General features: G+C 57.0%; 11 protein-coding genes. 3 read left to right on the top strand and 8 right to left on the bottom strand.

What is annotated here, in order from left to right:
- Positions 1 to 38: 38 nt before the first annotated feature.
- The 3 genes from CHN51_RS08315 to CHN51_RS08305 are packed head-to-tail and all read right to left on the bottom strand — an operon-like array spanning position 39 to position 2,588.
- Positions 39 to 1,070 (bottom strand): sugar kinase, encoded by a 1,032-nt coding sequence (locus CHN51_RS08315; protein WP_100093598.1) that lies wholly within the window; start codon positions 1,068 to 1,070, stop codon positions 39 to 41.
- Between the two features lie 15 nt (positions 1,071 to 1,085).
- Positions 1,086 to 1,739, bottom strand: coding sequence for a bifunctional 4-hydroxy-2-oxoglutarate aldolase/2-dehydro-3-deoxy-phosphogluconate aldolase (eda, locus tag CHN51_RS08310; RefSeq protein WP_100093597.1), 654 nt, complete (start codon positions 1,737 to 1,739; stop codon positions 1,086 to 1,088).
- Between the two features lie 60 nt (positions 1,740 to 1,799).
- Complete coding sequence (locus tag CHN51_RS08305) at positions 1,800 to 2,588, bottom strand: 2-keto-4-pentenoate hydratase (RefSeq protein ID WP_100093596.1); 789 nt, start codon at positions 2,586 to 2,588, stop codon at positions 1,800 to 1,802.
- A 191-nt stretch (positions 2,589 to 2,779) separates the two neighbouring features.
- Between CHN51_RS08305 and CHN51_RS08300 the strand changes: the two genes are divergently transcribed.
- Positions 2,780 to 3,832: a LacI family DNA-binding transcriptional regulator gene (locus CHN51_RS08300; protein ID WP_100093595.1), complete on the top strand. Its 1,053-nt coding sequence runs from the start codon at positions 2,780 to 2,782 to the stop codon at positions 3,830 to 3,832.
- A gap of 201 nt (positions 3,833 to 4,033) precedes the next feature.
- Here CHN51_RS08300 and CHN51_RS08295 read toward each other — a convergent pair whose 3' ends face one another.
- Entirely contained in the window at positions 4,034 to 6,787 is a 2,754-nt protein-coding gene (locus tag CHN51_RS08295; RefSeq protein WP_100093594.1) for a TonB-dependent receptor, read from the bottom strand.
- A 240-nt stretch (positions 6,788 to 7,027) separates the two neighbouring features.
- On the opposite strand from CHN51_RS08295, the gene CHN51_RS08290 reads away from it, so the two are divergent.
- Together CHN51_RS08290 and CHN51_RS08285 are read left to right on the top strand one after the other, a co-directional pair.
- Entirely contained in the window at positions 7,028 to 8,407 is a 1,380-nt protein-coding gene (locus tag CHN51_RS08290) for a pectate lyase (RefSeq protein ID WP_240616918.1), read from the top strand.
- 207 nt (positions 8,408 to 8,614) lie between these two features.
- Complete coding sequence (locus CHN51_RS08285; RefSeq protein WP_240616917.1) at positions 8,615 to 9,451, top strand: alpha/beta hydrolase; 837 nt, start codon at positions 8,615 to 8,617, stop codon at positions 9,449 to 9,451.
- Between the two features lie 17 nt (positions 9,452 to 9,468).
- On the opposite strand, the gene CHN51_RS08280 is transcribed toward CHN51_RS08285, so the two are convergent.
- Genes CHN51_RS08280 through kduI form a run of 4 tightly spaced genes read right to left on the bottom strand, consistent with a single transcriptional unit; the run spans position 9,469 to position 13,128 of the window.
- Complete coding sequence (locus CHN51_RS08280; RefSeq protein ID WP_206170034.1) at positions 9,469 to 9,990, bottom strand: PepSY domain-containing protein; 522 nt, start codon at positions 9,988 to 9,990, stop codon at positions 9,469 to 9,471.
- 18 nt (positions 9,991 to 10,008) lie between these two features.
- Positions 10,009 to 11,574 carry a carboxylesterase family protein gene (locus CHN51_RS08275; RefSeq protein ID WP_240616916.1) on the bottom strand — a complete coding sequence of 522 codons (1,566 nt, stop codon included), beginning with the start codon at positions 11,572 to 11,574 and terminating at the stop codon, positions 10,009 to 10,011.
- Complete coding sequence (kduD, locus tag CHN51_RS08270) at positions 11,525 to 12,295, bottom strand: 2-dehydro-3-deoxy-D-gluconate 5-dehydrogenase KduD (RefSeq protein ID WP_100093591.1); 771 nt, start codon at positions 12,293 to 12,295, stop codon at positions 11,525 to 11,527. Before kduD ends, CHN51_RS08275 begins: the two co-directional genes overlap by 50 nt.
- Positions 12,292 to 13,128, bottom strand: coding sequence for a 5-dehydro-4-deoxy-D-glucuronate isomerase (gene kduI / locus CHN51_RS08265; protein WP_100093590.1), 837 nt, complete (start codon positions 13,126 to 13,128; stop codon positions 12,292 to 12,294). Before kduI ends, kduD begins: the two co-directional genes overlap by 4 nt.
- Between the last annotated feature and the right edge of the window lie 364 nt (positions 13,129 to 13,492).

Below are 13,492 nucleotides of genomic sequence, written 5' to 3'. Positions count from 1 at the left end.
TCGGCCATGCAGAACAGCCTGTTATCCTCAATTGGCGATCAGCGCTGCACTCTTCCCGAACCATCTCCAGCCATCAGCTTCTGCACTTCATCTACGCTGACCCGATTGAAGTCGCCCAGGATACTGTGCTTGAGGCAACTCGCAGCCACCGCGAATTCCAGCGATTGCTGTTTGTCATCATAGGCATTCAGGCCATAAATAAGCGCCGAGGCAAAACTGTCGCCGCCGCCGACCCGGTCGACAATATCGGTGATCTCATAGTGACGCGAGAGCTTGAACCCCTGTTCGCGGTCACGCAAACAGGCGGACCAGCCATTGCGATCCGCGCTCTGGCTTTCCCGCAATGTGATCGCGATGGTGCGCATGTCGGGGTAAAGCGCGAGCACTTTCTCGGACAGGGCTTCATATTTTGCGGTATCAAGTTCGCCGGTCTCCACATCGACATCGACGCTGATATCGAGCGATTTCTGGCAGTCCTCTTCATTGGCAATGCCGATATCGACATATCTCACGAGTTCGGTCATCACCTCCGGCGCCGCCTTGCCATATTTCCACAGCTTGCCGCGGAAATTGAAATCACAGGACACCGTCACCCCCGCCTTTTTCGCCTCCTTGAGGCATTCAAGACTGAGATCGGCGGCTGACTGGCTAAGCGCCGGCGTGATGCCCGTAATATGCAACCATTTGGCACCTTCGAATATGGTCGGCCAGTCAAAGTCACCGGGGCCACATTCGCAGATTGCGCTATGGGCCCGGTCATATACCACTTTCGAGGGTCGCTGATTTGCACCCGATTCGAGATAATAGATGCCCACCCGGTCGCCGCTGCGGCGGATCATCGATGTGTCGACACCGAAGCGGCGCACTTCGTTTATCGCATGCTGGCCAATATCATTGTCCGGAAGCGCGGTCACAAAAGCGGATGACAGGCCGTAATTGCTCAGCGCTACGGCGACATTGGCCTCGCCGCCTCCGAACGTCGCTTCAAACGCCGGCGACTGAAAAAAGCGCTCATGCCCCGGCGATTTCAGCCGCAACATGATTTCACCAAATGACAAAAACTCCGCCATATCTCTTATCCTTCCCTATGCATCTGTCGGGCGGGCGATCTTGATCGCTTCCCGCGCCAATCTTGTGATGGCTTCATAATCACCTGCTGCGATTGCATCTTTTGGGGTCAGCCAGCTTCCGCCGCAGGCGATGACCGACGGCAGCGCCAGAAATTCTGCGAGATTATCGGCTGAAACACCGCCCGTCGGCATGAAACGCATGTCCCGGAACACCGAACTGAACGCCTTGAGCATCGGGACCCCGCCCGCCAGTTTGGCCGGGAAAAACTTTACCGTCCGCAGTCCGAGCGCATAGGCCCGCTGCACTTCGCCGGCGGTCATTGTGCCCCCGAAAAACGGCAGTCCGGCATTGATACAGAAGCGGGCGACATCGTCGACCAGCCCCGGCGACACCACGAATTGGGCGCCGCGCGACTGTACCACCTCGGCCTGCTCCACGGTGAGGACAGTGCCTGCACCCACAATGATACCAGAGGTCGAATCGACAATGGCCGACAGACAATCGAGCGCAGCATCGGTCCGGAGAACCAGTTCGACCACGCTGAGCCCTCCTGCCTTGAGGGCTTCGGCCGTCGCGATTGCCACCTCGGGATCGCTTGCTTCGATTAAAGGCACGACGGGTGCAGCGGCCAGTCTGGCGTCCAGTAGCTCGGCAATCTCATGGCTCATGTATAATTCCTGTCTCGTTTCGGCCGGCTCACAATAGTGGCCTGGACTTTGATCCGTGTGCTAGATCGCTACCAGTTTGCAGCTTGCTTCCAGATTATCGCCAAATCCTGCTTTGACGGTCTGCCCGCTCTCGACATCATGAACTCCGGTAATGGCCCCTGCCGACACCCATATCCCGGGAGTAATCGCTCTGTTCCGCTTTCTGAGCAGGTTCAGCAGGAAGACGACCGAGCCAAATGGCCCGTCCAGCATGTCAGCCATATTGTTTGAACCAACGGTTTCACCGTCAATCTGCAAACTGACCGGCATCGTCAGCAAGTCGGCATCCCGCCATTCCGCGATCGATGGGCCCAGAACGATACCCTTGTTATTGCCGAAATCGGAAACTGTGACCGCTGGCCCATAGCCATTGATTTGCGAAAAGGGCGAACTGGCGATTTCAATGCCCACCCGGACATCATCAATATAACGCGTGACCGTGTCGATATCGCATTCTTCCTGAGGCACCGAGCCCAGGCGCAACAAGACTTCGGCTTCTGCGGCGGCAAATCCGTCACCATAAATGGGCATCTCGGGCACATCGCCATTTGCGGCATCTGTGATTTCATCGACAAAAATCGGGCCCGACAATCGCTCGGCAGCAAATTTTTCGACGCGATCGGGTGGCACACGGCCCACTTTCCACCCGCCGATCTGACGGCCATCAAGGGCAATTGCGATATCCTGGATCGCATAGCCTTCATCCATCGATTGCGGAATTTCACCGGGATAAGAGTGAAAGGCAGACGCCGTCTTGCGCGCGTCGACAAAAGCTTCCGCGATCGATTGATGTCCCAAATTTTCTTGCATGCCGATAATTCCTCTTTGCCCAAATTTCCTTAATAGACACCGGTGTCAAAAACAAGTAGCTTTCGTTTCTATTGCTTTTCGGCATGCGGTCGACCTAATGATCTATTTGCGCTATGCCGCCGTGCAGATAACGCTGGAAATTGCCCTGTCGGGTTCGAAATATGATACCGATCAACACACGGATTTTCTGAATGCCCACAAGAGCAAATCGTCCGAAGACAAAACAGCCAACGATCAACGATGTTGCGGCCCTGGCGGGCGTATCGAAAAAGACGGTCAGCCGCGTTATCAACGAGTCACCCCTGATCAGCGAGAAGACCAGAGAGAAGGTCAAAACGGTGATCGCGGAACTGGGCTTCGTGCCAAATCCGCAGGCGCGGGCGCTCGCCTTTCGACGGAATTTTCTCATCGTGTTGCTGCATGACAATCCGAATGCCCAGACGGTCCTCAATTTCCAGAATGGCGTGCTCGATGCGATCAAGGATAGTGATCTCGCGCTTCTCGTCCGTCCCGTGGATCGCGATTCCGACGATATGCTGGAAAATGTGAGGGTATTCCTGGAGAAACAGCGGCCGATTGGCGCGCTTCTCCTGCCACCAATTTCCGAAAATGATGATCTGACCGAATTGTGCCAGTCGCTGGGTGTCCGTTATGTCCGGATCGGCTCTGCCGAGCTTGACGAACCAGGAAAATGCATATCGTCAAATGACAGAGAAGTCGTCGAAAAGGCCTGTCGCAAGCTGATTGAACTCGGACACCGGCGCATCGGTTTTGTAAGAGGTCCCCAGGGCTTTCGATCCGCACGGGAGCGCGAGCTGGGATTTCAAGATGCCCTGCGTGGCGCTGGACTGACGATGTCCGAAGAACTCATAGCTCAGGGCAATTACCGGATAGATTCCGGAACCGAGGCGGGACATAAATTATTGTCACTGAAGGACCGGCCGACCGCAATATTTGCCAGTAACGACGAAATGGCCGCGGGCGTGATGCAAGTCGCGCTAGGCAACGGGATTTCCGTCCCCGAACAATTGTCGATTATCGGCTTTGATGATTCCCCGACGGCCACCCATATCTGGCCCCGCCTCAGCACGGTGCGCTGGCCGATACGCGAAATGGGCGCGCACGCGGCGCACATGCTCGTCTCCGAATTTCTGCCGCCCGTACCGGGTATCAGTGAACCCGAATATGCCATGCTTGCGTCTACATTTGTCGAGCGGCAGTCGGTGGCGGCTCCGGAGAAATAGAGCTTAGTTGGAAGGCTTTGACGGCACCAAGAGACGGACGGTAAATTATCTGTCTTCACCACATTATCGCCCGCACATGCGAAAGGGCCGATTTCCGGGAGAGTGGAAATCGGCCCTGGCTGGCGAAACGGTCTGTAAAATTCCGGGATTGGAACCAGAATTGAAGACCCGAACGCCGGATATTCAAAGCGGGGTAATTATCTAGAAATTATACCGCGCTCCGATCAGGAAATTGCGACCGGTGTGGTGATACAGGGTCGGCAGTTCCAACCGGTCGAAAGTCTGGTGCTCGACCTCGTCGGTCAGGTTGATCGCTTCGAAGGTCACCGACAGCTTTTCGGTCAACTGGTAAGATGTCGAAAAGTCGAGGTTGAACGTCGCTGCCACGCCCCGCTCTTCCCGGCCTTCGGTGCGACCGCTGGCGTTGGGGCGTCTGGTCACATATTTGTCGCGATATGCTCCCGTCACCCTCGCGCTGAATTTTTCATCCTCATAATAGAGCGTTCCGTTCAGACTATGCGGTGAAAAGCCGATGATATCGTCCGATTTCACATAGGTGTAGTTTGCTGTAACACCGAAATTTTTCAGAAGACCCGGCAGGAAGGTGAAGGGCGTTTGGAAAACGATTTCAAGACCTTCGATCTTGGCATCTCCCCCGTTCACCTGTTGCTCGATGTCTACGCGTGGATCCAGTCCATTCGCCAGATCAATCCCCAAGGGACTGGTGGGCGAAGCCACCGAATTCGGCAGACCGGTCTGGCTGAACGTGGTTTCGATGGTATCGCTCAGCAAGAAGAACGAACTGATGTCCTTGCGGAACAACGACAGTGCCAGCAGGCTTTCTGGCTGGAAATACCATTCAAAGCTCAGATCGTAGGTCCATGCGCGATAGGGATCGAGACCCGGGTTACCAAGGCTGAGCGTGTAGGGAGGGCCCGCGAAGGAGTCGATCGAACCACCCGGCGTCAGGTTGCCAAGCGAAGGTCGCGCCATCACCCGTGACACACCGCCGCGAATGAGGAAGTCGGATGCCGGCTCCAGAACCAGGTTAACGGATGGCAGCCAGTCGTCATATTTGCGGGTGAGCGTTACATTGGTCGTGCCGACAAAACCGGTCGAAGCGGTTTTGGTTTCGACATAGCGCACGCCCGCGTCTCCCCGCAGCTGCATTCCGCCTAACTCGAAATTGAAGTCGGCCTGAACGTAACCGCCATGGTCTGTTTCCACCACGCCGCGGGTATCCTGGAGGCGCTGGACCGGTTCGATGCTGAACAGGTCGATCAATGCAGCTGACGCTTCAAAATTGGCCGAGACCCAGGAGGTATCGATACCCGACGCCCCTAGACCCTTGCCAAAATCGGTGACCAGTCCGGCCAGCGCATCGGACACCACAGGTGCAGTTGTGAAGCCTGGCAGACCGTCAACACTTCCCTCGGCCCGGCCTTCGAAAGTGGAGAATTCAAATTTCTTGTAACTATAGCCTGCGCGCAATGTAATATTGTCATTGGCTTCCCAGCTAAGGTTCGGCTGTAGCGTATCATAGGTGTTCTTAACGCCCTGCGGACGGTTACGATATTGCGTGAACAGAAATGACGAAGGATCGGTAACATCTAGATCACCATAGCTGATCGCAGGCGTATCAAAGCCATTGGTAAAGTCATAGGAATAGCCATTGACCGCGTCGGCAGCATCAAAGAATATGGTTGCCTGCTGCGGAACCTTAAAATCGGATACCGAAATTCCGCCAAGTAGATCGAACCGCAATGTGTCGGTCACATCATATTTGAGGCGGCCGGTTATCTGGTAATATTCATTGGACAAGATATCCCGGCGATGTTCGCTGCGGATCGGGACGAGCCCGTTTGCAGCATCGGGCTGCACGTTGGCAACCAGCCGTGTGATAACGCCGTCTGAATTGACAGTATAATCGGTTACGTCAAAATTGTCGGTGTTGCTCCGCACGAAAGCTTCCAGAAATTCTTCGTCGCGGACTCCGTTGAATTTCGAATATAGTCCGTCGAACGTGACGCTGAACCGGTCGCTGGGGCGAAACTCCAGCGAACTGGTGATACCAATGCGTTCCTGCTGATAATCCAGCCGGCCATAGCGCGGGATCCGCGCATAATATGCGTTGCGCAATTCCTCACAGGCGCCGCCCGTCGGATTGCCGGTGCAATCTTCGCCATTTGCAGACCGGAACGTCCCCAAATCATCGAACCGGACCGACGAGAAACCTTCCTCGCGAATGTCGCGGTCCGAATAGGCTATGGAAACCAGCGCACCGAATGTTTCGTCAGGGTTGGTGTAAGATAGCAGTCCGGCAACGCGAGGCCCGATATCTTCCGACAGATCATTATAAAAACCCTGCACCGAGACCGCGCCGGTTAGACCAACGCCATAATCGGAAGGTCGCCCGGTATTCAATTCAACATTCGCACCCAGAGACCCCTCTTCGATTGCAGCCGACTGGGTTTTGCGAACTTTCAGTTCGTTGAACAGTTCGGAAGCGAAAGCGTTGAAATCGAAGGAACGCGAACGGTTGGTGCCGCCGGAAGCGTCAGAACCACCATTTGTCGAAATGGCTTCCAGGCCATTGATGCGGACGCGGGTAAAATCACCGCCCAGTCCGCGAACCGTAACACGGCGTCCCTCACCAGCTTGACGGTCGATCGCGACGCCCGGGATCCTCTGCAGCGACTCGGCGAGGTTCAAGTCCGGGAAATCGGCGATGTCTTCAGCTTTGATGACGTCAACGACGCCGGCATCAAGACGCTTTTCATCCAATGCCGCGTTCAGGCTTCCCCGAAAGCCGGTAACGACGATAACCTCGTCACTGTCCGCGGCCTGCTCGCCATCCTGTGCATGCGCAGGCGCGGCCAGCAAACCGGCCAGTGATACGCTGCACGCGAGCGCAGCGACAGCGGAACGGCGCGCATGTCCAAAATTGTTTTTCATTATATTTCCTCCCAAAAATTCTTCAAAAGTCAGCCCGAATAGTCAAAATGACACCGGTTACTCTGCAAAGCAAAAAAACAGCTGACAGGTTGCTACATAATTTTCAGAAAAGTGGAACCAATTGGTCATGCCTCTCCTCCATTCACGCTAATTTCAATCCGGCTTTATACGGTAACCGGTGTCATTCTTATTGCTGCTTCTGAAAACTTATGTCAAGAGAGAATTGTTGGGAGAGAAAAAATGATCAAAAAATTGGTGCTAATATGGATCGCATTGGCCGGATTTGCGGGCTTTCAAGCCTCAGGAGCGATCGCGCAAGACAGAATCGCTTTCCCCGGTGCCGTTGGCCCGGCGGCGCAAACCAGAGGTGGGGCCGGCGGTAAAATTGTCCGGGTTACCACATTGGCTCCGGACGGTCCGGGATCACTGAAAGCGGCTATCGCGCAAAAGGGCCCGCGGATCATTATATTCGAAGTGGCCGGTGTCATAGACATGGGCAGAAGCAATCTGACCATCGATGAACCCTATATCACGATTGCCGGGCAAACCGCGCCGGGACCGGGTATCACCATCATCAAAAGCGGCATCGACGTCAGAACCCATGACGTGATCATCCGCCACCTGCGGGTCTATACGGGCGTCGACGGACAGCCCAAGCGCAGCGGGTGGGAAGCGGATGCTTTTTCGACCGTGCGGGCCCATAATGTCATCGTAGACCATTGCACCTTCCTCTGGGCCATTGATGAAAACATGTCTGCATCCGGTCCGCGATTCACCGGTGATAGCATCGAGGAATGGCGGCAGGGAACCAGCCGAAATATCACATTCTCAAACAATCTTGCAGCCGAAGGCCTGGCCGACGCCAGCCATCCCAAGGGCGAACATAGCAAAGGCTCGCTGATTCACGACAATGCCACCGGCATCGTCTTCTACCGCAATCTCTGGGCGCATAATGTCGAACGCAATCCGCTTTTGAAAGGTGGCGCGCAGGGTCTGATGGTCAACAACGTCATTTACAATCCCGGCCATCGCGCGGTGCACTATAATCTGATGAACCTCGAATGGGCGGGGCAAGAATATGTCACCGGAGAAATAACCGCGATCGGCAATGTCATGCGGGGCGGCAATGATACCAACGACGGGCTTCCTTTCCTGATGCTGGGCGGTGACGGCGACCTGAAATATTATGGTCGCGACAATCTGGCCGTTGACCGACATGGCAAGGCGCTGCCGATGTTCGGTCGCTATGGTGAAACCCAAGCCAGGCTGGTCACCGTAAAACAGCCGATGGCGTCGACTGACGATATGCGCATCCTCTCCTCCCGCGACGTGGAAACATCGGTGCTCGCAAGCGTGGGCGCCAGGCCGTGGGCACGGGACAAGGAAGAGATCCGTATTTTATATTTTGTAGCGGAAGGCCGCGGCGAGATTATCGATGATGAAAACGAGGTCAGCGCCTATCCGGCGGTGACGGAGCCTGTGCGCTCGGCCTTCGACGAAAGCCAGTGGGATCTGGAGACGATGGAACCCTTGTCCGGACTATATCCCGGCCAGACGGGACCCGCCCCGTCAGAAAATCTGAGCGAACGGGACGCGGCGATGCGCGGGACAGGAAAATGATCGCGCCGGAAGCCCGGTGAGGACGTGACGCTTCGTCGGCGAACATTGTTGGCTGGGTCGGTGGCTGGCCTTGTCTTGCCCGCAGCCACCTGCAGGTCCCAGTCGCAATCACCTTCGGCCAGCAGATATTCTGACGGCGGCTCGGGATGGAACCGGCCGGCCCACATCCGTCCGGACGATAGCCTCTTCCTCTGGCCAGACGATATATTGGATATCCCTGACGGTCTTGCCGAAGAGGTCCTTCAGCGCAGTGATGATCCCCTGGCCAGCGACCGCATCGCACAGAATATCGTCAAGCCGCGTCTCGATATTTTCCGGCCAGCAGAACCCGACGGCACGGCGGTCATCATCGCCCCCGGCGGCGGATATCGATATTGCGTGGTCGACAAGGAAGGCTATGAACTGGCGCGGTTTCTGCGGGACCGAGGAACCACCGTCTATGTTTTATTCTATCGGTTGCCGGCCAACGGCTGGGCGAACGGAAATGACGTTCCGCTGGCCGACGCCCAGCGGGCGGTTCGGCTGGTCAGAAGCCGCGCGAAACTGGAGCGGATCGATCCGGCGCGCATTGCCTTCGCAGGATTTTCCGCAGGCGGCCATGTTGCCACCAGCCTGATGACGCGCTTTGATGCTGGCGTCTATGATCCGGTAGATATTGCGGACGCGGCCCCCGCCCGCCCTGATGCGCTGGTTGCCATTTATCCGGTCGTGTCGATGGATTCGGCGATCGCCCATATCGGCAGCCGGGACCGGCTGATCGGTACTAAGCCGGATGCCGCCCTAACCGCACTTCATTCACCCGAGCAAAATGTCCGGGCGGACATGCCACCCCTGTTCCTGCTCCATGCCGAGGATGACGATGTCGTTCCCGTCGCTAACAGCATGCGTTTGCACCAAGCCGCCGGCGAGACCGGAACGCCCGTCGAGGCCCATTATTTCGCGAAAGGCGGACATGGCTTCGGCCTGATGAAGACCGCGGGACTACCGGTTGCTATCTGGCCGGAGCTGCTATGGAACTGGATGAACGCACAGCAGTTGCTCTGAAGGTCGGGCCTTCGCCGTCAATATTTCCAGCGTTCGGTTAGCATTTTCGCCTTGCCGTCTTTGACAGCAATTTCAGCAGATGGTTCTTTCGGATTGCCGTCCTGAAACAGCTCGTAAATGACGGTTCCGTCCTGCTGCAAGCTCTCGATCACCCGCACCGGCGTAAACAGACCTGAAGGCGCTGCGGCACGCGCGTTTTCAGGGACATCGGCCCAGGCCAGATCGCGCTGCACTTCGACCACCACATAGGCGCCGTTTTCCTCGAGCATATCCAGCTCGACCTCGCTGCCATCGGGCCGCGTTCCTTCCACATCATAGAAGACCATGCCGTCGCGCTCCTTGCGTTCGGCCTCGCTGATCACCATGCCCGGAATTTCTGCCAGCGCAGCGGAACGCACCGCGTCGGGAATATCATCGACCTTTGTGATCGTGGCTTCCGGTCCGGCGTCCAGTATCGCCGGCTGCTCGGCTTCATTGTCCTGCTTTGAACAACCGGCCAGCATCGCGCAGCCCATTGCAATCGGAATCATATATTTCATCGTCTCTCTCCTGTGTTTTCAGCTTCCTGGCTGGATATAGGGCACGGTCGCAAACAGCTCCCGCTCCCATTTTCGCGGATCGCGCTCGACGCGGCTATCCTCATCGAAAATCATCGTTTTGCGCATCGTCATGTCATAGGGCGCCCAACCGGGATTGCCGGTACGGGCGAAGGTGAAAAAGGCGTCCATCAAGTGATCACTCATCGCCCGTTGCGCAGCAGTGGGTGTGGCGACTGTCCCGAAAGACAGCGCGATATCGTCTGTATGTTTGGCCTGCTCGAAATCAAGCTGGTAGACGAACGTCCTGTCCGCAGCGGGCGGCCCTGCCCTTGCCCGCGCTTCGGCTTCCTCCACCTGCCCGCGCCAGCTGCGCGCGGCAGTGACGATGCGGTGAAACAGTTCGAGAGGTCTGGCTTCGGGATAGCGGGCGCGAAACTGCGTCACCACCCAGTCGGGCCGGATATCGACCCGCATTTGCGGCGCAATCCGCTCGGCCAGATTGTCCATGGTCAGGCCTGCGATCGGTGGCTTGTCGGGATCGTAAAAAGCACGCGTCTCCATGACCGTATTGCCGAGCAACATCGGAATATCACGGGACTGCGGCGCGGCATCCGGCCAAAAGGGGTGCCGCATCAAATGCTGCATATCCAGCACTGGCCCCATGTATACATTGCCGCCGAGCACGGGATCGATGGCGGACAGCGCTTCTGTCAATTGCCCGACTGGCGCGGTCACCGGATCAATATTTTCTCCGAACGCCTCCAGATAGGCCTGCGTGCGCTTCGAGGCGTTGAGCGGGCCCGATGCGGTCACTTGCTGGCCCGACATTGTGATCGCTTTGTGGAACAACCCCTTGGCCGCCGGCATAGCCATTAGCGTCGCAATCTTCGCACCGCCGCCCGACTGGCCAAACAGGGTGACATTAGCAGGATCACCCCCGAATGCTCCGATGTTGCGCTGAACCCATTGCAAGGCCGCGATCAGGTCCAGCTGCCCGTTGTTGCCACTGTCCGGGAAACGCTCGGGCATATAGAGATAGCCCAGCGCATTAAGCCGGTGGTTGACGGTGACGACAACCACATCGCCGCTCGCCGCCAGATTGGTGCCATCGTTGACCGGATCAGTCACGCTACCGGTCGAATAAGCGCCGCCGTGGAAATAGACCATCACGGGTCGTGCATGTTTGGCGTCGCCGGCCGGCGTCCAGATATTGAGGAAAAGGCAGTCCTCCGATTGCGGCTCATATCTTCCGCCCCGCTGCGGGCAGGCCGGACCAAATCCGCCGCCCGCCGCCTGTTCCGCGCCGGCGACCGGCTGCGGCGCCCGAAAACGCATCGCACGCGCATAGCGGATACCGGCAAAACGCCTTGCCTTGATTGTTAGCTTGTCGGCAGAATTATATTGAAAACTCCCCAGATAGCGTCCGGCCGGCGCATCGATCGTGGGAGAGGATATTGTTGCAGCATTGGCGGCACCAGCGGTCAGCGCAAAGGCCCCGATCACGCCAAGCACGGCCCGGCGGGTCGGGCAAAATCTATCGTGCGAGCCAGCCACCATCGACCGCCAATATATGCCCCTGCACATAATCGGACGCGCCTGACGCCAGGAAGACGGCTGCTCCGCCCAGATCGGACGGATCGCCCCAGCGTCCTGCGGGAATCCGCTCCATGATCTGCCGGTTGCGATTCTCGTCGGATTGCAGGGCAGCGGTATTGTTGGTCGCGATATAGCCCGGCGCGATTGCGTTGACGCAGACCCCTTTGGATGCCCATTCATTGGCCAGCAGCTTGGTCACCCCGCCCACGCCCGATTTGGACGCGGTGTAGCTGGGCACGCGTATGCCGCCCTGAAAGGTCAGCATCGAGGCGATGTTGATGATCTTGCCGATCCGGCCGTCGGCCTCGTACGCCGCAATCATCTCGCGCCCGGCGGCCTGGCACAGGAAAAACAGGCTTTTGAGATTGGTGTCGATCACCGCATCCCAGTCTTCCTCGGTAAAATCGACCGCATCGTTGCGACGGATGATACCGGCGTTGTTGACGAGAATATCGACGGTTCCGAGCTTTTCCTTGGTTTCGTCGATGATCCGGTCGACCGGCTCGATGGTCGAAAGATCGGCAGAAATAATCTCCGCCTGACGGCCAAACGCCCGTGCTTTCTCGACCGTCTCGGTCGCCGGCGAGCGGCCAACCGCGGCGATATTGGCACCGGCTTCCGCCAGCGCCAGAGCGATGCCCTGACCGATGCCGGTATTGGCACCGGTCACGATGGCGGTCTTTCCACTGAGATCAAACATAGCGGTCATTTCAACTGGCAGATATCCAGAACGTTCATGTCGGTATAGTCGAGATTTTCGCCGCCCATCGCCCAGATGAAGGCATATTTCTTGGTCCCCGACCCCATATGGATCGACCAGGGCGGGCTGATCACAGCCTCTTCGTTGGCAATAACGATATGCCGCATGCTCTCTGGCTCACCCATATAATGGAACACGCGGTCGCTTTCTTCCGGCATATCGAAATAGAGATAAATCTCGCTGCGCCGGTCGTGCAGATGCGGCGGCATGGTGTTCCATACGCTGCCTTCTTCCAGCACGGTCAGACCCAGCAGCAGCTGGGCGCTATCGCACACACCCGGAATGACAAGTTGGTAAATCGTGCGCTGGTTGGAATTGGCGAGATCGCCTCGCTCGAGAGGGTTGGCTTGATCCAGCGTGATATGCTTGATCGGGCACGTTTTGTGCGCAGGCAGCGAAGCCAGATAGAAACGCGCGCCCTGCCCTTCGAACGTGATGTCCTTTGACCCCATCGGGATATAAAGACATTCTTTGTTGCCCATCTCGAAACTTTCGCCATCGACGGTAATCTTGCCAGCCGTGCCGATATTCACTGCGGCCATTTCGCGGCGCTCGAGAAACGGATGGCCTTTCGCGGATTCCGGCTCGGACTGCACGGGCATCTGCAACGGCACGGCTCCCGGAACGGCCCCGCCAATCACGAAGCGCTCGTTATGCGAATAGTTGAGGTTGATCTTGCCATCCTCGAACATCCCGCTGACCAGATGACGGTCGACAAGCGCGTCATTATCCACAGATTCCATCATGTCCGGATGGGTTGCATGGTAGGTTTTCTGAAACATTGCGGCTAATTCCTTGTCTATTGGCGGTCAGTCATAACTTGTCTTGAACGCCTTTCTATGACCCTTGGTAACCGGTGTCAATTTCAATCTTGACCTGCTCTTCACAATCGACAGACTGATCGAGATTACACGCAGGACGCGAATATTGAGATAGGCGATTCCCAGACCAGTAGCCCGCAGACTGTAGTTGCGGCAGCGATCAGAAGCCATTACCGCGCCAATCCTGTGCCGCGAAAAGGGCGCGATATTAGCGCGACTCATCCAATCGCAGCGATTGGTGGCATAATATCCCAGCAGCCATTGCATCGGCCAGCACTCAGCCATCGTCGTCAATAAAGACGGCTTTGGCTGAGCCCCGTTCCCT

Source organism: Sphingorhabdus sp. YGSMI21 (assembly GCF_002776575.1).
Classification (GTDB): domain Bacteria; phylum Pseudomonadota; class Alphaproteobacteria; order Sphingomonadales; family Sphingomonadaceae; genus Parasphingorhabdus.
The sequence above is the reverse complement of the archived record's forward strand: the minus strand, read 5'-3'. Positions and strand labels throughout refer to the sequence as shown.